The following is a 26,954-nucleotide window of genomic DNA, read 5'->3' on the forward strand; positions in this document are numbered from 1 at the left end:
TTTATGCCCAGATAGCTCAGTTGGTAGAGCAAAGGATTGAAGCTCCTTGTGTCCATGGTTCGATTCCGTGTCTGGGCACCACTAAAAAATTAAATATTAGATGCCTTGGTGGCGAAATCGGTAGACGCACAGGACTTAAAATCCTGTGGAGCATATCCGTGCCGGTTCAAGTCCGGCCCAAGGTACCATTATCGCGGAGTAGAGCAGCTTGGTAGCTCGTCGGGCTCATAACCCGAAGGTCATTGGTTCAAATCCAGTCTCCGCAACCAAAAAAACACTTTATGCGGGAATAACTCAGTTGGTAGAGTGTCAGCCTTCCAAGCTGAATGTCGCGAGTTCGACCCTCGTTTCCCGCTCCAAAGTGAGCCATTAGCTCAGTCGGTAGAGCACTTGACTTTTAATCAAGGTGTCACTGGTTCGATTCCAGTATGGCTCACCATTTATTTTATATGGGTTATTAGCTCAGTCGGTAGAGCACTTGACTCTTAATCAAGGTGTCACTGGTTCGATCCCAGTATAACCCACCACTTAAAAAATATATAAAACGTGTGCCTGTAGCTCAGTAGGATAGAGCAACAGCCTTCTAAGCTGTGGGCCAGGAGTTCGAATCTCTTCAGGCACGCCATATGGATCCGTAGCTCAGTCTGGTTAGAGCACGCGGCTCATAACCGTGAGGTCACTGGTTCGATCCCAGTCGGATCCACCATAAATATTTTAAGGGCTCTTCGTCTAGTGGTTAGGACATCGGGTTTTCATCCCGGAAACAGGAGTTCAATTCTCCTAGAGCCTACCAAACACTTAATTGTGTTTTTTTTTATTAAAATATTGTGAAAGTGTTGTAATTTTTACAATATTATGCTAGTATATCTAGTAGACCGAGGTGTTCCGCTAGTATAAGTATATATATATGAACACTTTATAAAGAAGGGAGTGTAATTTCTTGAAAGAAAAATTAATCGAATTAGTAGAAAAATCTTATTTAGTAAAAGATTTACCTAAATTTAAATCTGGAGACACTATTTCTGTTAGCTATAAAGTTAAAGAAGGAAATAAAGAAAGAATCCAAGTATTTGAAGGTGTAGTAATTAGAATTTCTGGAGAAGGAATCTCAAAGAATTTCACTGTAAGAAAAGTTTCTTCTGGTGTAGGAGTTGAAAGAATAATACCATTTAATTCACCACTTGTAGATAAAATAGAAGTTAAGAGAATTGGTAAAGTAAGAAGATCTAGATTATATTATCTAAGAGAACTTTCTGGTAAAGCAGCTCGTATTAAAGAAATAAGAAAGTAAGAATCTAAAATACAGCAAAATCAATATTGGGGCTGTTGCAAATAGGTAGTTTTTAAACTACTTATTGCAAAGCCTTTTTATTTTAATTTATGCAAAAAAAAAGATAAATGAGAGTGCTGTAAAAAGTCTGTAATTTTCCATTAAAATTTTTGAAAAATTACAATTTGCTTTTTAATGCTCTTATGATATATTTTATTTTGATTGTACTAAATTTGTGTACAGAAAATATGAGGTAAGTTTATTAGCTTATCTCTATTTTTTATACAGTTAAAAATTTTAAGATTCTAATCTTTCTCTTCCAAATATTGCTATCATTTCTAAATAGTATTTACCCCAATTTGATATTGGACTTCTCCATTTTTTAGTTATTTGTTCTGTTGATAAATATAGTGCTTTAAATAATGATTCTTTACTTGGAAATACTGTTCTTGATTTATTTAATCTCTTATATTGAGAATTTAGTGATTCTATTGCATTTGTTGTATATACAATCTTTCTAAATCCTTCGCTATATGAAAACATTGGTGCTATATTATCCCAATTATTATACCAGCCATCCATACATCCTTTATATTTACTATCCCATTTATCCTTTACAATATCTAAATTTTTTAATCCTTCTTCTTCTGTATTTGAATTATATATTGTTTTTAAATCTTTTGTAAATTCTTTAAGATCTTTATAACTTACATACTTTACTGTGTTTCTTATCATATGTACTATGCAGCCTTGCCAGTCTGTATTAGGATATACAGCCTCTATCGCTTCTTTAATACCTGTAAGCCTATCTGAACAAAGTACAAGTATATCTTTAACTCCACGAGCCTTTAATGTATTTAAAACTCCAAACCAAAATTTAGAACTTTCGCTATCTCCTATTTCTATTGAAAGTACATCTTTATACCCTTCTTTATCTATCCCCATTATTACATAGGCTGCTTTTTTACTTACTTTTCCTTCGTGTCTTACACTAAATACTGTAGCATCTATAAATATTACTGGATAAACACTATTTAATGGTCTTATTTTCCATTCTTCGGCTATAGGAAGAATTTTATCTGTTACTCTCGATACAAAAGTATCATCTACATCAAATCCGTACATTTCCTCTATTGTTTCAGATATATCTCTTGTTGAATTTCCTCTTGCATAAAGTTTTATTATTAAATCCTCAACTCTAGATATGTCTTTTTTCCTTTTTGGAACTATTACTGGTTCAAAAGTTGAGTTTCTATCTTGTGGAACTTCTACATCAAATTCTCCATATGAGCTTCTTACTTTTTTTGATCTATAACCATTACGATAATTATCTCTATTATCATCTTGTTTATTTTTTTCGTAACCAATATGTTCATCCATTTCAGATTCCATCATTTCTTTTAAAGTGTTTCCTAATAAATCTTTAAGTGCATCTTCTATATCTTTAACACTTGAAATATCATAATTATTAAGTAGTGCTTTTACTACTTCTCTTTTTCCTTCTGTAGGCACTATTTTATGTACCTCTTTTTTTGTTCTTCCCATAACAAAAATCCTCCTTGATATAAGAACATGTCCCGATAAACTAGACACAAAAATGAGAGAAATTTTGTGAAAGGTAAGGTGCATGTTTTTTTATGGGTAGAAAAGCAAAATTAAGTAAAGAAGAAAAAATACAATTATGTAAAGATAGAGAAAAAGGAATGAAACTAAGTGAATTGGCTATTAAATATGATGTTAATAGCACTACTGTAAAACAATGTATTAATCTATATAAAAAACATGGTTGTTCTGTATTTGAAGAAAAGGTAAGAAATTCTACATACACTAAGGAATTTAAACAAAAAATTTTATGTGAATATTTATCTGGTAAAAGTAAAAATGAGATAATCATAGAATATAATATTAATAAAACTGTTTTAAATAATTGTATAAAATTGTATAATAGTAATAAAGAACTTACGGATTATGATCCAAAAGGAGAATTTTATACTATGAAATCTAAAAAATATACTAAACAAGAAAAATATAATATAACTAAAGAATGCATTGAAAATAATAAAAACTATAAAGAAATTTGCAAGAAATATTATGTTAGTTATCCTACAATTTATCGTTGGGTAAATAATTTTGAGAAGAGTTTAGAAGATAAACTAAAAGATAATAATACTAGTGTTGAAGCTAAACACGAAATCCTTCTTAAATTAAAAGATATTGAAATTGAAAGATTAAAGGCAGAATTAGAAATATTAAAAAAAAACGAAGAAATTATGGACGAGTTAGAAAAAATGGGAAGATAAGTAAATGTTTAACAATAGAGGCATTGAAGCATAAATATGATATTAAGTATATGTGTGAAGTACTAGAATTAAATAGATCAACTTATTACAACTTTTTAAAGTATAATGCTAAAGATGAAAAAGATAAGGAATTAAAAGAAACTATTAAGCAAATAGATAAAGAAGTCTTTTCTACATACGGAAGAAATAGAATGACTATAGAAGTAAATAAAAGACTAAATTCAAACTATAATTCTAAAAAAATTAGAAGAATTATGAAAGAGTTAAATATAGAATGTGTAATAAGGGTTAAAAAGAAAAGATTTAAGAAAACAGCTGCTGAATATACAGCAGAGAATTTAATGAATAGAGATTTTACAGTAGAAGCAGAAAATCAAAAATGGTCTACTGATGTAACTGAGGTAAAAACAGCGGAAGGAAAGATATATATAAGTGGAATAATTGATATACATTCAAAAAAATTATTGGGTTATTCAATTAGAAATACAAATGATAATGAATTAGTATTTACTAACTTAAAAGATGTTATAGAAAAAGAAAATATAGATATAGATAATAATAATTTGATGATACAAACTGATAGAGGATATCAATATACTTCATATGGATTTAAACATATTAGAGGAAATATTAAGCATAGTATGTCAAGACCAGGTCACTGTCCTGATAATTCTCCTATTGAAAGTTTTTGGGGAATATTTAAGTCAGAATTTGTGTATAATCCAATATGTAAAGAATATTTTAAAACTAAGGAGCTAGCAATTAAAGAGATTGAAAACTATTTTAAATTTTATAATGAAACTAGAATAACATTAAAGGGAACTACTCCTAATATTATTAGAAATAATTCCCTTATATAATTAATAAATTTGATTTTTCACTTTTGTGTCTAGTTTATTGGTACATGTTCTTATTTAATTATATACCATAAGAGGATTTATTCAAATGTTATTTTTTTTATTTTCTAAATTACAGACTTTTTACAGCACTCTCCATTGAATTTATTACTACTTCTGGATTAGGTATTTTATTATTGCCATTTTTAGTTTTTGAAAATACTAAACCATTCGGACAAAAAGTTTTTTCTGCTGTTATCGCTGCAGGTGCTAAATTATTGGTTGCACTTGTATTAAGTGGGGTAACAATACAACTTTTAGAAACAGTTAAATTTACAGCTAATAAAGTAATTTATGTTGGAGATGGATTTATTTATATTTTTCAATTAGGTTTAGGAGCATTTTTAATTTCACAAAGTAGAGAAATTGGAGCTGCATTAGCAAATGGAACTTTTGCAAATAGATCTGGTAGTGGTGCAATGACAGGAGCTATAAAAGGTGGATTATCTGCTAAAGCTGGAGGAGTAAAAAACTTTAAAGGTATTGTAAATTCAATGAAAGAAGGTGCTAGTAAAGGGGCTAATGCTGTTAGAAGCACAAGAATTTCTAAATTAGGAAGTAAAATTGGTGGTGGAATAAGAAATACTACAAATTTTGCAACAGGAGAACAAAATATCTTTGATTTAGGTAAAAATACTGTTACTGGTGCTTTTAATACAGCTAAAGAGCAATTATCTCATGATAAAAATGAAGTTAAAGATAATTTTAAATCATTAAATGAAGATAGAGTAACAAAAGAAAGTGATTATATAAAAAATAATACTGCAAAAGATATATATAGTGCTTATAAAAATGCTAAAAATGAAAATGGGACTTTTGATATGAGTAAATTTAATGAAATTAGAAAAAATCAAAAGATGGAAAACTTAAAAAAAGCTAAAGAATCTATGCAAAAACATGAAGAAGCAGATACTCTTTATAAGAAAGATAAAAAGAATAAGGCTGATGGTAAATATTCAGATTATGTAAAAGGGAAAAATATATAAAAACCTAATAAAATAAAGGGTTATAGCTAATAAAAAAGTTGAAAAAAAATAGGATTTTATGGTATAATTTATATATAAATTAAATGCCACTCTATATTTAATATAGAGTGGTAAAGGAGAATAAAAATGAATAATTTAAATAAATTATTAACAGAAGAATATTTTCAAGATTTATTAGTTAGAATGGCACATAATTCTACAGCAATTGAAGGTAATACATTAACACAAGCAGAAACAATTTCAATATTATTGCATAAAGTTATACCCAAAACCATGAATGAAAGAGAATATTATGAAGTTAAAAATTATGAAAAGACATTTAATTATATTTTTAATAATAAAGATGAATTTTCAATTGAAAAAATAAAGAAATTTCATTATTTAATAATGGATAATATAAGAGATGATAATGGTAAATTTAAAAAGTCTAATAATAGTATAATAGGAGCAACATTTGAAACTACACCAGCTTATCAAATTCCATATGTTTTAAAAGAATGGTTAGATAATTATAATTATAGAATAAAAATAGCTAAAACAAATACTGAAAAACTTGAAATTATTTTAAAATCACATATAGATTTTGAAAGAATACATCCTTTTTCTGATGGGAATGGAAGAACAGGAAGAATTATTATGATAGAGCAATGTATTCAAGAAAATTTAGATTTTTTTGTTATTCCTGTAAATGATAAATGGAAATATATTAATTTTTTACAAAATGAGAATGGAAAAGATTTTGCTAAATGGTGTATAGAATTACAAAAAATTGAAAATGAAAGAATAAAAAATTTCTATAATAATTTTAAAGAAAATCATGATAGATAATATAGAAAGAGAGTGGTATATATGAAAAAATTTTTAGTATCAATGTTATTGATTGCTTCTACAATAGGATTAGCAGCTAATCCTAAATATATTGAAAGTAAGTTATATGATTATGATACACCAACAATATACAGTCAAAGAAATGAAGATATAACTAAAGTAATTCCTGAATATAAAAAATTAGTAAAAAAGATAAAATTAGATTTGATAATATTTTAATTTCTTATTATAGAATTACATATATTTATAAAGTTGATGAGGAATTTGTTCCTAAGAAAAAACAAGGAGATAGAATAATACAAGAAAATATAGATTATTTAACAACACAAGAAGCTGAAGAAAAATTTGTATATTCATATAAACAATTTTTAAAACAAGCAGAAACACCAGATGAGTATAGAAGAGCTATTGTAGAAATGCAAGAAGATGTACATTATTTATGGTTAACACCATATGAATGGAGAAATGGTACAGGAATACCAGTAAAATAAAAAATATTAACAATTGAATAAAAGTTTTTTATACTAGCTATTTTTTAACATAAAACGAAAATAGATTTATCTAAAAAAATAAAATAATGAATAAAAAGTTATTTTAAGATTCAAAAAAGGAGTATAGAGAACTGAACCTTTTAAAAAATAAAAGGGATATTAAATAAAATTTATACTTAATAAAACGGTAGAAAGAGATTTTATTTGTCAGCCAGCGAGCTGATGAGTAGGGTCTCTTTTTCTTTTTTTAGAAAGGAGGTTTATATGACAAATATAAAGAAAATAATTATATTTTTGTGTTTATTTATTAATATAATATCTTTTTCTGTTGAAAGAAACAAAGATAACATAAAAAATGAAGTTAAAACTCAAATAATAAATGCAGATGAATATACTAAACAAGTTAAAGAATTAGAAAATAATTGGAGAGATAATCACCCAACCATTGTTTTTGAAGCTAGTAAAAAAGTAAATTTTGATACTGTTGCCGATGACTATTCTAATACAATTAGATCTTCTATTGATAAATCTAATTTAGGAACAACTATAATAACTATAATGATTTTAGTTGCAACAATACAAATGACTTTAGAAATTGCATTTGCATATGCAAATGGAAGAGTATTAATAGATATAGTAAAAATACTAATTAAAAATTTTTTAACATTTACAATTTATGTTTTGACTGTAAGATTAATATTTAATGGGAAATTAATAAAAGAATCTCTTAATATTGCTTATGCAATAGTAAAAGCATTTACAGGAAATGATACATTAGAGCCTTTAACTGGAATATGGACATATTCACAAGAAATTATTGCATATATTTGGGATATGGTAGGTAAAGTATGGTATTTTAATTTATGGCACCCATTAATAACTATTAAAAGCTTTGGAACTGGACTAGCAGCCACAATATTTCTTTTAATATTAATTTTAATGGTGTTAATAGCATTTTTTGCTATTATGTTTGATATTTTTAAATTATTATTAACATTTATTGTAGCAATAAGTTTATCAACTATTTTACTACCATTAGGATTGGCAGATCAAACAAAACCTATTTATAGTATAAGTAAAATATTATCATTGTTAGTTAATTTTATAATTAAAATATCTAGTATTAATATATTTCTTATTTTAGGAATGGTAGCTTTGAAAAGAAGTAGGACATTAGAAGTTTTTGAAACAATGAATGAAAATGGAATTACCATTACTGATATATTAAATTCAAATTTTATAGTATTTTGTATTTTAATATGGGTAGTATTAGATTTAATTAGAAAAATTAATATAGAGTTTTAATTGAAAGGATAAAAAATACAATGTTAAAAAAATTAAGAAATATTACTATTTATATTTTTTTAGGATTAGCTATTATTTTTTATAAATTTAGAATTAATGTAAGTAATAGTGTTCCTGTTGGAATTTATTACATTATTAATTTTGATAAAGAATATAAATTAGAAGATTATGTTGTTTTAAAAGAACCTAAAGAATATAAAAAATATGAACCTGATAATTTGAAAGAGTTATTATCTTTAAAAAAAATTAAAGGTGTTAAGGGAGATATTATAGAAATAAAAAATAGTAAAGTTTATATAAATAATAAACTAATTAATAATATTATTTATGATATTCCAGTAAAAATTAAAGGTAAATATACTTTAAAAGATAATGAATATTTTGTTTTAGGTGAAAATGATACATCTTTAGATAGTAGATATTATGGAGTAATAAATAAAAAAGACATTGTATATAAAGCTAAAAGTGTATGGAAATATGAATAAAAATTTAGAAAAATTATATATAAAAATTTTAAAAGCTAAAAGAAAAGCTTTATTAGAAAAAGAAAATATTAAAAAGCAAAATAAAAAAGAAAGAGATCATGCATTAATTGTTAAAGGTACAATTTTTGAAAGATTAGATTTAATGGAAGAAAGTGAAGAATTTTTAATAGGATTAATTATTTCATCTACACCATTTAATTTAACACAAGAGCAAAAAAACAAATTAATTAAAATTGGAGAAAATTTTATTAAATTAAGAAATGAAGAATTAAAAAAATAGGAGGATTTTATGGATAATGGACAAAATACAATAGATATAAATTATGCTGGTGGAAATTTACAAGGGCTTAATAGACAAGAAAAAGCTGAAGAATATTTTATTAAAAGATTAGATAGTAAAATAAAGCAATTAGATCAAGCATTAGAAAAATTAAAAACATCAAGAAATACACTTTTTTCTGAAGATAAAGAAAAAGAAGAATTAATTAAATCAATTAATGAAGTAAAAGAATTTTTTTCTGATTTAAAAAGTAATAAAGAATTTTTAAATAAAATTGTTATTCCAAATAATAAAGAAATTGAATTAGATAAAGATTATGATAATGATGGAATGAGTAATAGAGAAGAAATAAAAAAAGGTAGAGATATTTATAAACCTGACATGACAGAAAAAAAAGAAAGCCCTTTTATAAAAAAAGTAGCTAAAGATCAGGAAAATTCTGAATATGAATTATTTAAATAATATATACCACTCTATATTTAATATAGAGTGGGAAAGAAGGAGAAATGAAATTAATAATAGCAGAAAAACCAGAATTAGGGCAAGCAATTGCTGAAGCATTATCACAAAGAGATAATAAAAATATAAATAAAATTACAGGGGGAGTAGAAGTTGGAGAATACACTATAACATGGGTATTTGGACATATGTTAAGATTAAAAGATCCTGAAGAGTATAATGAAAATTTAAAAAAATGGAGTTTAGAAGATTTACCTATATATTTTGAAAATTGGGAGCATGTAGAAGATAGTCAAGATTATAAAAAAAATAGACTAAAACAAATAAAGCAATTTTTAAAACAAGCTGATGAGGTTATAAATGCAGGAGATCCTGATGATGAAGGACAGTATTTAATTGATGAAATTTTAGAATATTTTAATTATAAAGGTAAAGAATTAAGAGTTTTAATAAATGATAATAATGCAGAATACATAATAAAAGCATTTAATAAGCTAGAAGATAATAAAAACTATAAAGCTATTGGAAAGAGTGCTTATGCAAGAGCTGTTGCTGATTATACATTTGGGATAAATTTAAGTAGATTTTTTACTCTAAAAGGTGGAACAAAAATTACTGTTGGAAGAGTGCAAACTCCAACTTTAGGACTTGTAATTAATAGAGATTTGGAAATAGAAAATCATAAAAAAATATTTTATTATAATTTTGAAATTGATAATAGTGAAAATATTAAATTATCATTTAATCCTAAAGAAAAAATTGAAGATGAAAATATAGCTGAAAACATTAAAAATGAAGTTTTAAATAATTTTAGTGAATTTAATGTGTATGTAAAAAAAGAAATTATAAAAGAATATGCACCATTACCATTTAATTTAGCAGAGCTACAAAGTGAAGCTAATAAAATTTTAGGGTATTCACCAAAAGAAACAATGGAAATTACACAAAATTTAAGAGAAAAATACAAGGCTATAACATATAATAGATCAGATTGTCAATATTTAGGTGAAGAAAATTTTACTGAAGCACCTGAAATAATTGAAATTGTAAAAAGAAAATTAAATATAAATACATCTTGTATTAATCTATCTATCAAATCTAAAGCATTTGATGATAGTAAAATTACAGCACATCATGGGATAATACCAACAAAATCAAATTTTGATTTTAATAAATTAAGTGAAAAAGAAAAAGATATATATAAAATGATTACTAATAGATATTTAATGTAATTTACAGAAGCTGCAGAGTACATACAAACTAAATTAGAGAGTGAAGAGTATAAAACTGCTATAATAGATGAATTAATCAAATTTACAGCAAATAATAAGAAATTAGTTAAATTAGGGTATAAAGAATTAGAAAATTCTAAATTAGATGATAATAAAGAAATTGATAACATAGAAAATGATTTTATTTATAAAATAAAAAATTTAGAATTGAAGAAAAATGAATCAAAGCCTAAACCTAGATATACACCAGGAACACTTTTGAAAGATATGACATCAGTTGCAAAATATGTACAAGATGAAAATATAAAAAAATTAATGAAAGAAAAAGATAAAGATAAAAAAGGGGAAAATGGGAGTATAGGAACTCCTGCCACTAGAGATAGTATCATTGACAATTTAATTAATTCAGGTTACCTTGAATTAAATGGTAAAAATATTATTTCAACAGCAAAAGCAAGAGAATTTTATAGTAAATTACCATATGAAGCAAAGTCTATTGATAATACAGCTTTATGGTATGTTATCCAAGAAGATATAAAAGAAAATAAAAAAGAAGCTAAAGATTTAACTAATGAAGTATTAAATAATATAAGAAATATAATTAGTCAATCACAAAATTTTAAAATGAAAGAAATTGAAAAAAAAGAATTATTACCAGGAGAAGTAGTAGAAATAAATTCTAAAAATGGTGTTTTTTTTAAAGGAATATTTGAAAATGAAAGTAGAATACTTTCTAAAAAATATCAGTATTTTGATCAAGAAATTAATATAACTAAAAAACAGGCTGAAAATTTATTTAAAGGAAAATCAATAGATATTAAATTAAAAAGTAAATCAGGACAAGAATATAAAGCTAAATTTAAATTGATTTTAAATGGTAAATGGCTAAATTTAGCTAAAGAAAAATAAATGAATTAAAAAAAGTAAATTTTAGGTTAATGTTAAAAAATGAAAAGAGCTATAAACCTTGAAAACATTAGGTTTTATTATATGAAAATCTTGAAAAAAACTCGTAAAAATGCTACACTAAATACAGTTAGAGAATGGATTTGATGTTAATTAGGATACAAAGGAGAGAAGGTATGTTAGACTATAAAATAACATTAGAAAAAGAAGTTTTAAGAGAAAAAAGTTCAGGTATATTAGCTGATTTTTATAGATTTTTTCTGGAAAATGAAATAAGTGAAACAAATAAAAAGATACTTTTAATTTTAGATGATGAAGTTACGAAAATATATAGAAATATATTTGGTTCTGAATATGATTCTTTTGAAAAATTACATGAAGCTAATGGGAAATTAGATTTAGCTTCTAGTGTTTTAAAAAGAATTGAAGATGAAAAATATGTATGATATTAAAGAAGAAGTATATAAAAATGTAAAGTATGATTAAAGTAAATTATATGAATTTGCAACACCTACTTTGTATAATGATTCAAATACTGATGAAGATTCTAAAATATGGATAGGTGTTAGAGAATATTTAACATTATTGGAAGAAATTGATGAAAAGTTTAATGAAAATCTAGAACAAATAATTTCAAAAGAAAATAAATTAAGATATGATAACATAGCTTTAACATATTTTGGAGTATATTATGTAAATCAAGTTAGAGAATATTATAAAAATATTGATGAAGCTGATGAAATTATACAAAAAAAATTTAAAGCTTATAGTTAAAGCAGGTTGGATATGAGCATTTACTTATTCATATAAACAATACATTAAAGAGGCAAAAACACCAGCAGAATATAGAATATTGATAAAACCATTTGAATGGATTCAAGGTCAAGCTGTACCTATTGAGAGTATATTAGATAGATATGTGCCAAATCAAAGATAACAAAAAGACAATTAAATATAAGGAATAGCCCTTGGCTATTTTAAATATGATAAATTTAAAATTGTAAATTCTATTGACAAAGCCTTTACATTAGGTTTATAATAATTAAAGAGCCTTTCCCACAAAGGACCGTTATTCACAAAAAAAATTTAGGAGGATTAAACGTGAATAAATACACATTTATACAAAAAAAAGAAGAAGTTAAAAGAGACTGGTATGAAGTTGATGCTACTGGAAAAGTATTAGGAAAATTAGCTGTTGAGATAGCTGTTAAATTAATGGGTAAAGATAAAGCTACTTACACTCCACACGTTGACGGAGGAGATTATGTAGTTGTTACTAACGTTGATAAAATAGCTGTAACAGGTAAAAAAATGACTGATAAAAAATATTACAGACACAGCGGATACCCTGGTGGATTAAAAGTTAGAAGCTTAGAAGAAATGTTAGATAAGAAGCCTACTGAGGTTTTAAGAAAAGCTGTTCAAAGAATGTTACCTAAGAATAAATTAGGAAATCAACAAATAACTAGATTAAAATTATTTGTTGGTGAAAATCATGATCACGCTGCACAAAAACCAGAAAAATTAGACAAATAGTAGGAGGGAAATTTAATGAGTAAAATACAATATTTAGGAACAGGTAGAAGAAAAACATCTGTTGCAAGAGTAAGATTAATACCAGGGGAAACAGGAATTGAAATTAATGGTCAAGATATGAGAAACTATTTTGAAGGAAGAGAAATCTTAGCTAAAATAGTTGAACAACCATTAGAATTAACAGAAACATTAGGTAAATTTAAAGTTATAGTTAATGTTTTTGGTGGTGGAAATAGTGGACAAGCAGGAGCTATTAGACACGGAGTATCAAGAGCATTATTAGAAGCTGATGTTGAATACAGAGCAGCATTAAAAGAAGCTGGATTCTTAACAAGAGATTCAAGAATGGTAGAAAGAAAGAAATACGGGAAGAGAAAAGCAAGAAGAAGCCCACAATTCTCAAAGAGATAGAATTTTTACTATCAGTAAAATTAAATTTCTATCATACAAAACAAAATTATATGAAAATTTGTATAAAGAAAATATATGCTCTAAGCCTTATAAAACAAGGTTTAGAGCATTTTTTTAGTTTTTAAAAGATTGTAAATTTTTTTATTATTAGTAAAACATATAATTTTCAAAAATGATAGTGTTGCCTACAAACTCCCTACAAATGGGTTACAAACTCCCTACAAACTCCCTACAAATGGGTTACAGAAATGGATAAATTTTATAAAATAAAAATAGCCGTTTTAACGACTATTCTAGTAAATCTACTGCATTTATAAATTCTGTTATTTCTTTATGTGTATAGATCTTTTCTGTTATTTCATAAGAACTATGTCCCATCATTTTTCTTATAGATGCTGTATTTGCATCAGCATTTGATAGTAGTGTTGCAAAAGTATGTCTTGTATCATGTGGTAAATGATTAAGACCAAGTGATAGCATTATATTACCAAATATTTCATTTAACTTACTATATTTGATTTCTTTGTTATTTATTAATACTAATTTTCCTTTTTCTCTATCACCTATTCTGTTTTTAATAAGAGGGAGTATTTTATTACTGATTGCTATATATCTATCTGTTCCAGCCTTAGTTTTTCCACCACCAATTAATATTCTTTTTTCTAAATCTATATTTTCAATTTCAATATTTAAAAATTCAGTAGACCTTAAACCTGTATAAATCATAATGATTACTAAATCTATATTTTCAATTATTCCTAAATTATCAAAAAGTAATTGTATTTCTTCTTTTTTAAATGCTTTTCTTTTATTGGATTTTATATTTTTACCAATATTTAATAGCCTAGAATTATCTAAAACATTAATTTGATTTATTAATGCAAATTTATATAAATGTGAAATAACATTTTTTATTTGTTTTTTTGTAGAATATGATTTATCACAATTATTTAAAATATTTTGAAGCTGCATAAATGTTAAATCCTCTAGCCTGGAATTATGAAATTCTTTTAGATAATTAAAACTGTATTTATATGAATCTAAAGTAGATTTAGATATGCTATCTTTTTTGTACTTTATAAATTCTTCAAATAAATATTTTAGTTTTGTTATTAACTTAGGAGTATATGGATGTTCTAAATTATATTTATCTAAGTAGTCCTTAGCTTCAATTTTAGTTTCAAAATATCCTAAATACTCTCTTATAGGCTTACCATCTTCATCATATCCGATAGTAACCCTAACTGCAAATTTTTTTCTTCTATTTCCTGCTAAAGTATATATTGAGCCTTTTCCATTTATTCCTCTCATTAAATTTCACCATCCAACTTATCTATAGCACTTATTAAATCAGATATTTCTTTATGAGTATAAGTGTTTATTGTTATTAAACTAGATTTATGACCTACAATTTTTGATAACAATGCATCATTAATATCTAATCTATTAATCATAGATATAAATGTATGTCTGGTTTCATGAGGATTATGTTCTAATCCTATAAAAAATAAAGATTTTTTAAAATGATCTCTTACAAAATTATCATTTTTCATTTTTTTATTTCTATTATTAGATATAAAATATTCATTTTCATTCATAATATCCTTAACTAGAGGGAGAATTTTTTTTGATATAGGAACTAATCTATTTTCTCCACTTTCGGTTTTTGAAACTTCAATTCTCATTGTTCTATTTTCTAAATCAATATGATGATTTTTTAAATTTAATAATTCAGTTGTTCTTATTCCAGTATAGAGCATTATAAGGATCACTTTTAAGAAAGGTATACTATCTTTTTTACTCCAGATTAAATCAATTTCAGATTTAGTAAATAACTTAATTTTTCTTCTAGTATCTTCAAATTTATTTTTATCAAAAGATATTAATTCAGCATAATTAACTTTTAATAAACCTTCTAAAATACATAAATCATACATTTGTTTTAAAAGTGCTCTACATTTTAGAGAAACACTATATGTTAGTTTTTGTTTTTTAAATTCTGTAATAATATCATTAACTGATAATTCAGAAAAAATCATATCTTTCATACTTATTATTGCATTATATGAAGATAAATAGCTTTTTTGTGTTTTTTCGGCTAAAGTAGAAAATTTATATTTTTTGTAATTTTCAAAAACCTCTTCAACAGTAGAACTAATGTCAAATTTTAATTCTTTATTTAATTTTTTAACTTGAGTTAATTCTGTTTTATGAGTTTTTAATTTATCTAAATTTTTTTGGATAATTGAGTTTCTGTAATTTATATCCGTATTATATTTTTCTAAACATGTTTTTGCTTCACTTTTAGTAGAAAAATAATCTATATAAAAAGAATAGAAGGTATTATTTACTAGAATTTTTTCGGTTCTAGCGGCATAAGGATTTCTTCTATTCCCACTTAGTTTTGTTATTGTTCCATAACCGTTGGGATTTCTCATTTTCTTTCACTCCTAAATTTATAGTTTAATACACATGAATATTCGATCTCAACGTTTTTTAATTGCGTTCTGCAATATTTTATAATCCTCTATTTGCGAGGTTATTTATTATTTTTTCAATATTTTTTTCAATATTAGGATTTTCATTATAAAAATCTTCTAATATGTTTTCATCTTGCTTTAATAATAATTTATAAGCAAAATAATTAGCTCTAGTTTCACTCACACAACTTTCTTGTGAAAAAGGTTTAATTTGATATGGATAATCATTTTTGAAATCAATGAGTGCATGATAAAGTTCATGTGCTAGTGTAAAAAATTTATCTAAAGTATCTAAATTCTCTCTAATAGATATATAGGTACAATCTCCTGGTATTTTAACACAAACACCTTTAAATGAATCAAAGTGGTAAATAACCTGTATATTATTCCTCTTGATAATATCAATTGGATTTACAGTCCCATTTTCTATAATAAGTTTATCAATCAAATTGTCAATTTGTTTTTTTGTCATTAAAATCAACTCACTATCTATTCATATTATTTATTAGCTTCTTTTTTTCTCCTTCTCTTAATAGAAGTTATAAATATATTTTGAAGAACAGATTCTAAATCTTCAGCATCTTTTTCACTAATATCTCCAGCTTCAAATAGAAGAGTAGGCATTTTAGCCATTTTTTTTAATTGTTCTAATTCAATTATTTCTTCTCTATTTAATGAAAAAAACTTAATTAATTCGTCATCTGTATAAATTTTTCTTATAGAGTTAGAATCATTTTTATTTTTATGTCCTAACAGTTCATCTGTAGAATAGTCTAAAACTTCAGCTATTTTTATTAGATTATCTAATGGAATAGCCTTATTTTTACCATTTTCATATTTCCAAAGAGAATTATAGCCTATACCTGTTTTATTTTCTAAATCATACAGTGTTAGACCTCGTTTTTCTCTAAGTTGTTTAATTTTATTTTCCATAATTTACCTGCCTTAATTATAATTTTAAATATTCCTTGCAATATTATTATAACATAATAAGATAAAATTGCAAGGTATTTTTTTACTGATAGTAAAATTTTCTGTTGACAATAAAAAAAAATAAAAGTATACTAAAAATATCTAAGTGATAAAATTTTTATTTTACCCTTGTAAATATTGAAGTTTTAAATTTGATTGGCGTTTTATTTAATGTGGATTTATTTATTTAGGAGTTTCAAAAAATCTTTTATTGATTTGCATATTTTTGACGTTTAATAAAACGGAGGATATATGATAAAACAAATTTTAAAAGAAAATTCTATAAATTTAAGAAAGGAGAATAGCTTAAGATTTATCTTGAGTAGATATAAAATTATAAGATTAGTCCAACAAATTTCCCACGTAATCTTAGGAATTTTAAAATATACTCAAATTAAATTATATAAAAATAAAGAACAGTATAAAGTGAATACTCAAAGAGTTTCATCTTTTAAAGGAGGTGAAATTCTTGAATACAAGAATAAGTGTTAAAGAAACAGCATATATTCTTAACTCAACAGAACAATTTGTAAGAATAGAACTTCAAAGAGAACTATTACCTATAGGAATATGCCTAAAAGGTGGAAAATCAAATAGATTTACTTATTATATTTATTTAAGTAAATTAGAAGAATATTTAGATAAAAAAATAGACATAGTAGATTTAAGAAAAAAATTATATTCAAAAGGTTTTTATAGTGAAAAAGAGTGGTGCAAAATTGGCGAAGAGATATAAATGGCTAAAATTGCAAGATGATTTTTTTGATAGAATATCTACAAAAAAAATTTTAAAAGAAGAAAATTCTTATGAATTGTTAATAACGTACATAATGTTACAAGTGCGATATATAAAAACAGAAGGAGTTATTAATAAAATTACAAATTATGATTTTTATGATGAAATAGCACTTAGTATTGACTGTGATGTAGGGGTATTAAAACAATTATTTAATATACTTGAAGAAACAAATGTAATTGAAATTAATACAAATAGTGAAAACGAGAGCATCACATTATTAGAAGTAGTTAGTAGTATTGGCAGTGAATCAGAATCTGCTGAAAGAGTTAGAAAACATAGGCAAAATAAAAAAGAAATATCTTTATGTAACACTATGTAACTAAATGTAACGTAGAGAAAGATAAAGATAAAGATATTCTTTAACAAAATAAGGAGGAGATATGTTTATATTATACTGTAGTAAATATGATAAAATATATAATTTAATAAAAAGTAAAAATACTGATATAAATATAGTATTAGAAGAAGAAATGGAACAAGATGAATTAAAAGAGTTGAAATATAAGCTGCCAGTATTGGTTGAAAGAAAAACTAAAAAAAATATAGTAGTAGCTATAGGAAACAAAAGAATTAAGGACAAGATGGATAGATAGGAGAGTGGGATATTTGTTTGAATTTAAGTTTGTAGTTGAAGATGATAATGTATATTTTTTTGCTAGAAAGATAAAAAGTTATTCTCAAAATTATGAAGAATGGAGTAGAATAGTAACAAAATTAAAAAAAGATAAAACACAGTCTAAGGAAAGACTAATAGATATGTTAAAAATGAGAAAAATAGGATTTGATATGGGTGTAGATAAAATGTTTAAACTTGATATGTATATGAATCATAAATATGTATTTGTAGATGTAAAAAAAGGTGAAAATTATGGTGAGCCAACAGGAAATGATATTGAAGGCGAAGTTATAGAATCAGCAGAAACATCAACTAATATATATGCTATTTATAAATTAAGTGAGGCTTAAACTTGGCTATTTATAGATTACATTTAAAAAATGGCTATACTCCAATATCTCATTTATCTTATATAAACAGAAAAGAAAAATATAGTGCAAGGAAGGATTTAGTTTCAATAGGAGAAGGTAACCTTCCTACTGAATTTAAAAATATAGAGCATTTTTGGGAATCGGCTGTAAAAAATAAAAGAGCCAATGCAAGAATTTATAAAGAATTTGAAATATCCTTACCAAAGGAATTTTCTGATAAGGAAAATATAGAGCTTACAGAAAAATTTACTAGGATGGTTTTTAAGAATAAATTTGTATATAATTATGCAATACATAATCCTAAAGGAATTCAACCTCATGCACACATAATGTTTTGTGATAGAGAATTAGATGGGATTAAAAGAAATGAAAATATGTTTTTTGTAAGGCATAATTCTAAAAATCCTATGTTAGGAGGTGTAAAAAAAAATAGATTTATAAATACAAATAATTATTTATTAGAAATAAGAAAATTATGGGAGGATATATTAAATGAAAAGCTTTTAGAAAAAGGATTAGATGTTGTTTCATGTAAAACTTTAGAAGAACAAAAAGAAGAGGCTATAAAAAATAAAGATTATGAAAAAGCAAAAACATTTAATAGAAATCCAAGAAAGAAAATAAATATTAGAGATAAATCAAAAAAAGAATTATATGATGAATTAAAAGAATCTAAAGATATTTCAGAAGAAAGATATAAGGTAGTTAATAAAATTAGGATATTAAGACTTATAGATGAAAATATAAAACAGGGATATAAAGATTTTGAAAGTTTAATAAGTAAAAAAGAAAAAATACTAAACGAAATTGAAAAACTTGATAAAAAATCTAAATCAAATAGACTAGTTAAAATTGCATATAATCAAGTATCTAAGGGAGAATATTTTAAATTATTAAATGAAAGAAAAAAAGAAAATAAAGTGAAATTAAAAGCAATAGAAAATGAATATAATGTAGATAAATTAGTTTTAAGTATGAGAGTAAAATATTTAAAAAAAATTAATGAAGAAAAAGAAAATTTAAAAATAATAGAAGCTTCATTAATTGCTTTAGAAAAGAAAATGGAAGATAAACCTATTTATTCATTAGAAAAGCTTTATTATAAAACTAAAAAGAGTAAAAATATTAATAAGTTAAAAGAAATTAATAAAATGGATCAAAGAAATCAAAAAATTAATTTGAAAAGAATTATGTATGATATTAAAAGATTAGAAAGAATAAAATCTAAAGAAAATAATTATTTACCAGAAGGATATATAGATTTAGATGAGTATAGATATATTAATTTAGATGATAATTTTTCTGTTGATTTAGAATTATAAAATTATTTTGAACTTGATATTTTTCAAGGTATAATGTTATTAGATAAAATACAAAAGGAGATGCCAATTATGGAATATGAATTAATTAGTACAGTTATAAATATGTCTAATAATAAAGAATGGTATTTAGCTGTTCATGAATGGAATATTATTGGATTCTATGATGATGAAGAATGTGAATCCGAATGTGTTTGTGGTAAAAAAGGGATAAGGTATTTATATAAAATAGTGAATAGGTATAACAAAAATATTTTATATCCAATCGGAAGTAGTTGCATAAGAAAATTTGCACGTGAAGATATGAATGAGGATATATCATTGTATGAACAATTACTTAGATTGACTTCAGAATACAGTAGAACTGGAAAAGTTTTGTTAGACTCAGAATTCTTTTCAAGAAGATTAATAAATTATTTTTATGATAAGGGATGCTTTGGTAATAATGATAATGCTGAAAAAAATAGAGATTTTTTAATTAATATGTTTAATAAGAGAAATCAACCAACAGAAAATCAAGAAAAATATATATGGTCATTATTGAATAAAAATATAAAACCATATTTAGATAAAGTAATTAAAGAGAATAAAGTGAGAAAAAACAACTAAATATATAAATTTTAATTGCAATTTATAAATATATATTATATAATATTGTGACTTTTAGGAGGTGATATTGATATGCTTAATTCAAGTAATAGACATTTAGAAATTCTAAGTTGGTTAAATACTAAAAAGGATATAACTCAATACACACATTTACAATTAGAAAAATTTTTATATTTTTATGAAATGTTTAATATGGTTGATAATAAAACATATAATATAAAAGGATTAAAAGCTTATGAAAATGGTCCAGTATACAGCAATGTATATGGTGATTATGTTTATAATAGAGAAGAATTATTTAATAGAATTAGATCTATTAATTCAGATAGTAATTTAGATAGTAATGATAATTTAGTAAAATCTAGATTTTTAATTGAAACATTAAATGATAATGATTTGTCGTATTTAACTCATCAATTAGATATGTGGAAATGTAAAGAAAAAGAAATAAAAATGGGAGTTAAACAAATTCCTATATATGAAAGAGATATAACAATTAATGATAAAAAAATGTTAGAACAAATAAAAAGTGGATGTATGGATGTTAGCAATTATGAAGTAATAAATATATTGGATAAAAGATTTTTAATAGATAAAAATATTTTTTCTAATTTTAAACGAGAACATTATCAAACATTAGAAAAATTAAGTAATGTTGAAGATCTTGATAACCCTGTTTATATCGATATGAGTGAAGAGGGGGTATTATTAGTTGATTAAAGAAAAAGATGTTGTTACTCTTTATATGCCTTTTCCTAGCATTAATTCAAATTTAGCAGTTAAGGCACACATGTATATTTGTTATAAAGCTTTAAATAAAAATAAAAAATTATTAAAAGTTCAAACAAATAAGGCAAAAGTATTAAAAAAATTTGTAAATTATCATATAGAAAATAATGACATTAATAGAAATCCATTTTTAAGACCTTCAATAATAGATTTAGATAAGTTGTTTATAATTGATAATATTGTTATACCTATTTCTTTAAAAACAAAATCAAGAGGAGATATTAGCCAAGATTTATATGAAGAATTAAATTCCAAAATGAAGAGTTCAATAAAAATAGAAAATGTTAATGAAACAGAATTTTTAAAAATTAATAAAAAGTGTTTTAAATAAAAAGTAGAGTTATAAACTCTATTTTTTATTAAAAAATTATAGTGAAAGGAGTTAAGTTTTGGAGAAAAATAAAATTAAAATAATATTTGATTGGAATATTATTAAAAGTATAGAATTAGGTAATGAAAAATTAATAAAAAAAATATATGAGTTTAAATTAGAGAATAACATAGATATATTTATGCTAGATTTATATTTTCAAGATTTAAATAATGATATTGTTTATAAATATAATTATAAGATAGAAAAAGATTTAAAATTCATATATAATTTTTTTAAAGGAAATTATTATAGTACATATTTAGACAAAATAAAAAAAATAAAAGATATAAAAGAATTAAAAGATGAATATAAAATAATATTTTTAGAATATAAGAAAAATTTAGAAAATATAATTAAGCAAGTACAATGTTTAATAAATTTACCTAATTTAGATAAAGTTTTATCTTCTGATGAAATAAAAAAAATAAGTGAATTAAAAGATAAAAAAAATTGTGAAAAAATAATAAAAAAAATTCTTCTATATTTTAGGGAAAGAACATGTACCAATAAACTAGACACAAAAGTGAAAAATCAAATTTATTAATTATATAAGGGAATTATTTCTAATAATATTAGGAGTAGTTCCCTTTAATGTTATTCTAGTTTCATTATAAAATTTAAAATAGTTTTCAATCTCTTTAATTGCTAGCTCCTTAGTTTTAAAATATTCTTTACATATTGGATTATACACAAATTCTGACTTAAATATTCCCCAAAAACTTTCAATAGGAGAATTATCAGGACAGTGACCTGGTCTTGACATACTATGCTTAATATTTCCTCTAATATGTTTAAATCCATATGAAGTATATTGATATCCTCTATCAGTTTGTATCATCAAATTATTATTATCTATATCTATATTTTCTTTTTCTATAACATCTTTTAAGTTAGTAAATACTAATTCATTATCATTTGTATTTCTAATTGAATAACCCAATAATTTTTTTGAATGTATATCAATTATTCCACTTATATATATCTTTCCTTCCGCTGTTTTTACCTCAGTTACATCAGTAGACCATTTTTGATTTTCTGCTTCTACTGTAAAATCTCTATTCATTAAATTCTCTGCTGTATATTCAGCAGCTGTTTTCTTAAATCTTTTCTTTTTAACCCTTATTACACATTCTATATTTAACTCTTTCATAATTCTTCTAATTTTTTTAGAATTATAGTTTGAATTTAGTCTTTTATTTACTTCTATAGTCATTCTATTTCTTCCGTATGTAGAAAAGACTTCTTTATCTATTTGCTTAATAGTTTCTTTTAATTCCTTATCTTTTTCATCTTTAGCATTATACTTTAAAAAGTTGTAATAAGTTGATCTATTTAATTCTAGTACTTCACACATATACTTAATATCATATTTATGCTTCAATGCCTCTATTGTTAAACATTTACTTATCTTCCCATTTTTTCTAACTCGTCCATAATTTCTTCGTTTTTTTTTAATATTTCTAATTCTGCCTTTAATCTTTCAATTTCAATATCTTTTAATTTAAGAAGGATTTCGTGTTTAGCTTCAACACTAGTATTATTATCTTTTAGTTTATCTTCTAAACTCTTCTCAAAATTATTTACCCAACGATAAATTGTAGGATAACTAACATAATATTTCTTGCAAATTTCTTTATAGTTTTTATTATTTTCAATGCATTCTTTAGTTATATTATATTTTTCTTGTTTAGTATATTTTTTAGATTTCATAGTATAAAATTCTCCTTTTGGATCATAATCCGTAAGTTCTTTATTACTATTATACAATTTTATACAATTATTTAAAACAGTTTTATTAATATTATATTCTATGATTATCTCATTTTTACTTTTACCAGATAAATATTCACATAAAATTTTTTGTTTAAATTCCTTAGTGTATGTAGAATTTCTTACCTTTTCTTCAAATACAGAACAACCATGTTTTTTATATAGATTAATACATTGTTTTACAGTAGTGCTATTAACATCATATTTAATAGCCAATTCACTTAGTTTCATTCCTTTTTCTCTATCTTTACATAATTGTATTTTTTCTTCTTTACTTAATTTTGCTTTTCTACCCATAAAAAAACATGCACCTTACCTTTCACAAAATTTCTCTCATTTTTGTGTCTAGTTTATCGGGACATGTTCTTATTTAATTATATACCATAAGAGGATTTATTCAAATGTTATTTTTTTTATTTTCTAAATTACAGACTTTTTACAGCACTCTCATTTTTTTAGTTTTTAAAAGATTGTAAATTTTTTTATTATTAGTAAAACATATAATTTTCAAAAATGATGGTGTTGCCTACAAATTCCCTACAAATTCCCTGCAAATTCCCTGCAAATTCCCTACAAATTCCCTACAAATGAGTTACAGAAATGGATAAATTTTATAAAATAAAAATAGCCGTTTTAACGACTATTCCAATAGATCTACAGCATTTATAAATTCTGTTATTTCTTTATGTGTATATATCTTTTCTGTTATTTCATAAGAACTATGTCCCATCATTTTTCTTATAGATGCTGTATTTGCATCAGCATTTGATAGTAGTGTTGCAAAAGTATGTCTTGTATCGTGTGGTAAATGATTAAGACCAAGTGATAGCATTATATTACCAAATATTTCATTTAACTTACTGTATTTAATTTCTTTGTTATTTATTAATACTAATTTTCCTTTTTTCATATCACCTATTCTATTTTTAATAAGAGGTAGTATTTTATTACTAATTGCTATATATCTATCTGTACCAGCTTCAGTTTTTCCACCACCAATTAATATTCTTTTTTCTAAATCTATATTTTCTTTATCAGAAATAAATTCATGGCAAGAATATGTATATGTATTTGATGGAGGAGAATGGTATGCCTGTGATGAGCCAAAAAAGATATCTGAAAAAACACTATATGAAATATGTTGGAAACCAAGAAGCCTAGAAAAAGTAAAAAAAGATAAGAGTATAGAAAAAGAATTAGGTGATTAGTTGGATAAATATAATTTAAAAAATGAAGATATTGAAAAGATAATTTCTGAAGCAAAAAAGTCTCTTTATTATAAAAAAGAAGATGTGATTCAAATTAATAGTTCAAATAAATTTATGGAGTATGCTAGGGATAAATTTAATCCTGAAAAAGATTTAACTATAATAGGGGTAAGTAATGATAATACCCCTTTATATATAAAGCAATATAATAATGATACAAGAAGTTATAAAAGAATTTTAAAAGATTTATTAAATAAACATGCTAATAATTGTTTTGCTATTTATAATAATAAAAAAAAACTTAGTAAATTATATAGTGTCTTAGAAGTAGCAGAGATAAATGTTTTAGATAGAATATCATTTGAAAAGGTAAATGATAAATATAAATGTTATGTAGAGGAATCAAGAGAATATTTTGAAATAGATGAATTAGATGTAAAAAAAGAAAATATAGAAATTAAATCTAAAGAATATAAAATGAGTAATCTTTTAGAAGAAATTGTTAATAGAAATATTGAGGGTTCTTATTTTATTTTAGATAATGAATCTATAGAAAAAAATTTACAACTTAAATATCAAAATATAGATAGAGAAGTATTTGGATTGATTATGCTTGATAAAAATAATAAGGTAATAAAATATACAGAACCTTTTGTAGGTACATTAGATAAAGCGTATGTATATATGAGAGAAGTTGTTAAAGACATTATAAATACACAAGGAGTAAAAAATGTAGTTATGCATCATAATCATCCATCTGGTAATTTAAAAAGTTCAGATCATGATATTTCTATGACATTTAAAGTTGCGAAAGCATTAAGTAATTTAAACATTGGATTAGTAGACCATTTAATAATTAGTAAAAACGGCATAAATAAATTATCTAAAGAGATAGATGAAATAAATTTTAATAAAATATATAAAAGTAATAAAGAAAATGAATTAGAAGAAATAACAGAAAGAAATTATGAAATATTTCCAAGAAGTAGAAATTTCATAGATGGAATAGTGATTGATAAAGAAAGGTGAAAATAAATGAATTAATTGATTTGTAGTAAAACAAAACAATATTATCGAAATTATAAATCATAGTATTTAATAAGATTTTGCATGTTAAAGTCTGATATGAATCACTAAATTGAAATATTATATAAAAAAATATATAATGTTAGTGAATATTTATATAGAAAAATTTGAAACTGAAAGAGATGGTTCATTTGAAAGAATATATTTTGAGTTTAGAAAAAGAATTCTCTTTGATAGAAAATGGCTTTAAATTGCAAGAAAAAAGAGCCTTTGTTGATTATAAATCTAATAATAATGAGCATAGAAAAAAAATTGGCATTTTTAGATTATAAGTCCAATGTATATCAAGTTAGAATGTATAGCATATTTCTCTTTGGATATTTATCATCAGATGAAGAAATTTTAATATTTATGAGAGATGAAGTTTCTAAAGACGATAATTGTAGAGTTCAAAAAGTATTAGCAAAGGCATTTGATGAATTTTGTAAGAAAATAGGATATGAAAATGCACTTTTGATTATTGATGAATGTTTACAAAATAGCAATCCAAATACAAGAAGATCAGTTACAAAGGGTTTGAGAATATGGACAAGTAGACCTTATTTCAAGGAAAATCCGAATGAAGCTATTGAAAGAATTATAAACTTAAAAGAAGATGAAAGCGAATATGTAAGAAATTCCCAGAGTTGATAAAAATTGAACTTGATAGTTGGTATCTAGAAAGTAAAGAAATAAAACAAGTATACAAGCTGGCGAGTAAGTTGATTGAATAATAACTTCAAGTTTCTTGGACTAACAATTTAATAAAAGATAATACAAGAACAGTAAATTTGAAAAAGATTTACTGTTTTTTCATTGATAAAAATTAGAAATAGAGGAACAAGAAAATGAAAAACATAGAAGAAAAATATTTTATTGTGACGCAGGAACACCAACACAAAAACCATTTATAGAGAATATACATAGATTAGTTAGAAGAGTATATCCTAAAGGTACAAGTTTTGAAAATGTATCACAAAATGAATTGTATGATGTTGTAAGTAATATAAATAGTTTGAAAAAAGAAAAGTATAATAATAAAACCCCTAACTAAATGTTTATTGAAAATTTTAATAAGTCTTTATTAAACAAATTATCGTTAAAGGAATGTAAATATCATGAAGTTGTTTTAAAGAAAACAACTTGTGATTAGATTATAAATTATTAGTAGAAAAAAATCAAATTTTAATGTGTAAGT

The 26,954-nt window shown here is 24.0% G+C and carries 33 protein-coding genes, 9 tRNA genes and 1 pseudogene; 35 read left to right on the forward strand and 8 right to left on the reverse strand.

The features are described 5' to 3' along the window. Window positions 1-5: 5 nt before the first annotated feature. The 10 genes from OMES3154_RS00965 (at window position 6) to rplS (ending at window position 1,291) form a co-directional block, all read left to right on the forward strand. Window positions 6-81, forward strand: a tRNA-Phe gene (locus OMES3154_RS00965). Between the two features lie 21 nt (window positions 82-102). Further along, window positions 103-188, forward strand: a tRNA-Leu gene (locus OMES3154_RS00970). Window positions 189-192: 4 nt separating this feature from the next. Continuing rightward, window positions 193-269: transfer RNA gene (locus OMES3154_RS00975), tRNA-Met, on the forward strand. Between the two features lie 14 nt (window positions 270-283). Further along, window positions 284-359: transfer RNA gene (locus tag OMES3154_RS00980), tRNA-Gly, on the forward strand. A gap of 4 nt (window positions 360-363) precedes the next feature. Then, window positions 364-439, forward strand: a tRNA-Lys gene (locus OMES3154_RS00985). 12 nt (window positions 440-451) lie between these two features. Then, a tRNA-Lys gene (locus OMES3154_RS00990) sits at window positions 452-527 on the forward strand. Window positions 528-548: 21 nt separating this feature from the next. Continuing rightward, window positions 549-625, forward strand: a tRNA-Arg gene (locus OMES3154_RS00995). A 3-nt stretch (window positions 626-628) separates the two neighbouring features. Continuing rightward, window positions 629-706 (forward strand) — tRNA-Met (locus OMES3154_RS01000). A gap of 12 nt (window positions 707-718) precedes the next feature. After that, a tRNA-Glu gene (locus tag OMES3154_RS01005) sits at window positions 719-793 on the forward strand. Window positions 794-940: 147 nt separating this feature from the next. Continuing rightward, window positions 941-1,291, forward strand: a complete 351-nt coding sequence (rplS, locus tag OMES3154_RS01010) for a 50S ribosomal protein L19 (protein ID WP_156682975.1) — start codon at window positions 941-943, stop codon at window positions 1,289-1,291. A 276-nt stretch (window positions 1,292-1,567) separates the two neighbouring features. On the opposite strand, the gene OMES3154_RS01015 is transcribed toward rplS, so the two are convergent. Beyond that, window positions 1,568-2,815 carry an IS256 family transposase gene (locus OMES3154_RS01015; RefSeq protein ID WP_156682976.1) on the reverse strand — a complete coding sequence of 416 codons (1,248 nt, stop codon included), beginning with the start codon at window positions 2,813-2,815 and terminating at the stop codon, window positions 1,568-1,570. Between the two features lie 92 nt (window positions 2,816-2,907). Between OMES3154_RS01015 and OMES3154_RS01020 the strand changes: the two genes are divergently transcribed. From OMES3154_RS01020 to rpsI, 14 genes and pseudogenes are all read left to right on the forward strand, one after another. Then, complete coding sequence (locus OMES3154_RS01020) at window positions 2,908-3,570, forward strand: transposase (RefSeq protein ID WP_156682977.1); 663 nt, start codon at window positions 2,908-2,910, stop codon at window positions 3,568-3,570. Then, window positions 3,567-4,430 carry an IS3 family transposase gene (locus tag OMES3154_RS01025; protein WP_231679278.1) on the forward strand — a complete coding sequence of 288 codons (864 nt, stop codon included), beginning with the start codon at window positions 3,567-3,569 and terminating at the stop codon, window positions 4,428-4,430. The genes OMES3154_RS01020 and OMES3154_RS01025 overlap by 4 nt, the downstream gene beginning before the upstream one ends. 134 nt (window positions 4,431-4,564) lie before the next feature. Further along, a complete protein-coding gene (locus OMES3154_RS01030) occupies window positions 4,565-5,452 on the forward strand; it encodes a type IV secretion system protein (RefSeq protein ID WP_156682979.1) in 888 nt (295 codons plus the stop codon). Window positions 5,453-5,578: 126 nt separating this feature from the next. Then, the gene (locus OMES3154_RS01035) at window positions 5,579-6,280 is read left to right on the forward strand and encodes a Fic family protein (RefSeq protein WP_156682980.1); all 702 of its coding nucleotides are present in this window, start codon (window positions 5,579-5,581) and stop codon (window positions 6,278-6,280) included. Window positions 6,281-6,301: 21 nt separating this feature from the next. Continuing rightward, window positions 6,302-6,499: a hypothetical protein gene (locus tag OMES3154_RS01040; protein WP_156682981.1), complete on the forward strand. Its 198-nt coding sequence runs from the start codon at window positions 6,302-6,304 to the stop codon at window positions 6,497-6,499. Window positions 6,500-7,035: 536 nt separating this feature from the next. Beyond that, window positions 7,036-8,076, forward strand: coding sequence for a hypothetical protein (locus tag OMES3154_RS01045; RefSeq protein ID WP_156682982.1), 1,041 nt, complete (start codon window positions 7,036-7,038; stop codon window positions 8,074-8,076). A 20-nt stretch (window positions 8,077-8,096) separates the two neighbouring features. Next, the gene (gene lepB, locus OMES3154_RS01050; protein ID WP_156682983.1) at window positions 8,097-8,561 is read left to right on the forward strand and encodes a signal peptidase I; all 465 of its coding nucleotides are present in this window, start codon (window positions 8,097-8,099) and stop codon (window positions 8,559-8,561) included. Then, entirely contained in the window at window positions 8,554-8,841 is a 288-nt protein-coding gene (locus OMES3154_RS01055; protein ID WP_156682984.1) for a hypothetical protein, read from the forward strand. The genes lepB and OMES3154_RS01055 overlap by 8 nt, the downstream gene beginning before the upstream one ends. 9 nt (window positions 8,842-8,850) lie before the next feature. Further along, entirely contained in the window at window positions 8,851-9,303 is a 453-nt protein-coding gene (locus OMES3154_RS01060) for a hypothetical protein (RefSeq protein ID WP_156682985.1), read from the forward strand. 44 nt (window positions 9,304-9,347) lie between these two features. After that, window positions 9,348-11,441 (forward strand): annotated as a pseudogene (locus tag OMES3154_RS06505) (DNA topoisomerase). A 173-nt stretch (window positions 11,442-11,614) separates the two neighbouring features. After that, the gene (locus OMES3154_RS01075; RefSeq protein WP_156682988.1) at window positions 11,615-11,884 is read left to right on the forward strand and encodes a hypothetical protein; all 270 of its coding nucleotides are present in this window, start codon (window positions 11,615-11,617) and stop codon (window positions 11,882-11,884) included. A gap of 70 nt (window positions 11,885-11,954) precedes the next feature. After that, entirely contained in the window at window positions 11,955-12,212 is a 258-nt protein-coding gene (locus tag OMES3154_RS01080) for a hypothetical protein (RefSeq protein ID WP_156682989.1), read from the forward strand. A 327-nt stretch (window positions 12,213-12,539) separates the two neighbouring features. After that, window positions 12,540-12,974 (forward strand): 50S ribosomal protein L13, encoded by a 435-nt coding sequence (gene rplM / locus OMES3154_RS01085; protein WP_156682990.1) that lies wholly within the window; start codon window positions 12,540-12,542, stop codon window positions 12,972-12,974. Window positions 12,975-12,989: 15 nt separating this feature from the next. Next, window positions 12,990-13,385 (forward strand): 30S ribosomal protein S9, encoded by a 396-nt coding sequence (gene rpsI, locus OMES3154_RS01090; protein WP_156682991.1) that lies wholly within the window; start codon window positions 12,990-12,992, stop codon window positions 13,383-13,385. Between the two features lie 288 nt (window positions 13,386-13,673). Here rpsI and OMES3154_RS01095 read toward each other — a convergent pair whose 3' ends face one another. The 4 genes from OMES3154_RS01095 to OMES3154_RS01110 form a co-directional block, all read right to left on the reverse strand. Continuing rightward, window positions 13,674-14,696 (reverse strand): tyrosine-type recombinase/integrase, encoded by a 1,023-nt coding sequence (locus OMES3154_RS01095; RefSeq protein ID WP_156682992.1) that lies wholly within the window; start codon window positions 14,694-14,696, stop codon window positions 13,674-13,676. Next, on the reverse strand, window positions 14,696-15,823 hold the full coding sequence (locus tag OMES3154_RS01100) for a tyrosine-type recombinase/integrase (protein WP_156682993.1): 1,128 nt from the start codon (window positions 15,821-15,823) through the stop codon (window positions 14,696-14,698). Before OMES3154_RS01100 ends, OMES3154_RS01095 begins: the two co-directional genes overlap by 1 nt. A 79-nt stretch (window positions 15,824-15,902) precedes the next feature. After that, a complete protein-coding gene (locus tag OMES3154_RS01105) occupies window positions 15,903-16,337 on the reverse strand; it encodes an ImmA/IrrE family metallo-endopeptidase (protein ID WP_156682994.1) in 435 nt (144 codons plus the stop codon). Between the two features lie 26 nt (window positions 16,338-16,363). Next, complete coding sequence (locus OMES3154_RS01110; protein WP_156682995.1) at window positions 16,364-16,798, reverse strand: helix-turn-helix domain-containing protein; 435 nt, start codon at window positions 16,796-16,798, stop codon at window positions 16,364-16,366. A 508-nt stretch (window positions 16,799-17,306) separates the two neighbouring features. Here OMES3154_RS01110 and OMES3154_RS01115 point away from each other — a divergent pair. From OMES3154_RS01115 to OMES3154_RS01155, 9 genes are all read left to right on the forward strand, one after another. Continuing rightward, window positions 17,307-17,573, forward strand: a complete 267-nt coding sequence (locus tag OMES3154_RS01115) for a hypothetical protein (RefSeq protein ID WP_156682996.1) — start codon at window positions 17,307-17,309, stop codon at window positions 17,571-17,573. Continuing rightward, window positions 17,557-17,955 (forward strand): phage replisome organizer N-terminal domain-containing protein, encoded by a 399-nt coding sequence (locus tag OMES3154_RS01120; RefSeq protein WP_197271449.1) that lies wholly within the window; start codon window positions 17,557-17,559, stop codon window positions 17,953-17,955. The genes OMES3154_RS01115 and OMES3154_RS01120 overlap by 17 nt, the downstream gene beginning before the upstream one ends. Window positions 17,956-18,016: 61 nt before the next feature. Then, window positions 18,017-18,229: a hypothetical protein gene (locus OMES3154_RS01125; protein WP_156682998.1), complete on the forward strand. Its 213-nt coding sequence runs from the start codon at window positions 18,017-18,019 to the stop codon at window positions 18,227-18,229. Window positions 18,230-18,242: 13 nt separating this feature from the next. Beyond that, the gene (locus OMES3154_RS01130; protein WP_156682999.1) at window positions 18,243-18,602 is read left to right on the forward strand and encodes a phospholipase D-like domain-containing protein; all 360 of its coding nucleotides are present in this window, start codon (window positions 18,243-18,245) and stop codon (window positions 18,600-18,602) included. A 2-nt stretch (window positions 18,603-18,604) separates the two neighbouring features. Then, window positions 18,605-19,945 (forward strand): MobA/MobL family protein, encoded by a 1,341-nt coding sequence (locus OMES3154_RS01135; protein WP_156683000.1) that lies wholly within the window; start codon window positions 18,605-18,607, stop codon window positions 19,943-19,945. A gap of 69 nt (window positions 19,946-20,014) precedes the next feature. Next, the gene (locus tag OMES3154_RS01140) at window positions 20,015-20,551 is read left to right on the forward strand and encodes a hypothetical protein (protein ID WP_156683001.1); all 537 of its coding nucleotides are present in this window, start codon (window positions 20,015-20,017) and stop codon (window positions 20,549-20,551) included. 72 nt (window positions 20,552-20,623) lie between these two features. After that, the gene (locus tag OMES3154_RS01145) at window positions 20,624-21,271 is read left to right on the forward strand and encodes a hypothetical protein (RefSeq protein WP_156683002.1); all 648 of its coding nucleotides are present in this window, start codon (window positions 20,624-20,626) and stop codon (window positions 21,269-21,271) included. Further along, window positions 21,264-21,671 (forward strand): hypothetical protein, encoded by a 408-nt coding sequence (locus tag OMES3154_RS01150; protein WP_156683003.1) that lies wholly within the window; start codon window positions 21,264-21,266, stop codon window positions 21,669-21,671. Before OMES3154_RS01145 ends, OMES3154_RS01150 begins: the two co-directional genes overlap by 8 nt. Window positions 21,672-21,729: 58 nt before the next feature. Then, window positions 21,730-22,257 carry a hypothetical protein gene (locus tag OMES3154_RS01155; RefSeq protein ID WP_156683004.1) on the forward strand — a complete coding sequence of 176 codons (528 nt, stop codon included), beginning with the start codon at window positions 21,730-21,732 and terminating at the stop codon, window positions 22,255-22,257. Here OMES3154_RS01155 and OMES3154_RS01160 read toward each other — a convergent pair whose 3' ends face one another. The 3 genes from OMES3154_RS01160 to OMES3154_RS01170 all read right to left on the reverse strand — a co-directional run bounded on the left by OMES3154_RS01160 (window position 22,258) and on the right by OMES3154_RS01170 (window position 24,483). Continuing rightward, a complete protein-coding gene (locus OMES3154_RS01160; protein WP_156682978.1) occupies window positions 22,258-23,190 on the reverse strand; it encodes an IS3 family transposase in 933 nt (310 codons plus the stop codon). Then, window positions 23,118-23,780: a transposase gene (locus tag OMES3154_RS01165; RefSeq protein WP_156682977.1), complete on the reverse strand. Its 663-nt coding sequence runs from the start codon at window positions 23,778-23,780 to the stop codon at window positions 23,118-23,120. Before OMES3154_RS01165 ends, OMES3154_RS01160 begins: the two co-directional genes overlap by 73 nt. A 343-nt stretch (window positions 23,781-24,123) precedes the next feature. Next, window positions 24,124-24,483, reverse strand: coding sequence for a tyrosine-type recombinase/integrase (locus OMES3154_RS01170; protein ID WP_231679279.1), 360 nt, complete (start codon window positions 24,481-24,483; stop codon window positions 24,124-24,126). 208 nt (window positions 24,484-24,691) lie between these two features. On the opposite strand from OMES3154_RS01170, the gene OMES3154_RS01175 reads away from it, so the two are divergent. Both OMES3154_RS01175 and OMES3154_RS06425 read left to right on the forward strand, forming a co-directional pair. Beyond that, a complete protein-coding gene (locus OMES3154_RS01175; protein ID WP_156683006.1) occupies window positions 24,692-25,720 on the forward strand; it encodes a JAB domain-containing protein in 1,029 nt (342 codons plus the stop codon). A gap of 237 nt (window positions 25,721-25,957) precedes the next feature. Beyond that, entirely contained in the window at window positions 25,958-26,407 is a 450-nt protein-coding gene (locus OMES3154_RS06425; protein ID WP_231679240.1) for a hypothetical protein, read from the forward strand. Window positions 26,408-26,954: the final 547 nt, after the last annotated feature.

The organism is Oceanivirga miroungae (assembly GCF_902505095.1).
Taxonomy (GTDB): Bacteria; Fusobacteriota; Fusobacteriia; order Fusobacteriales; family Leptotrichiaceae; genus Oceanivirga; species Oceanivirga miroungae.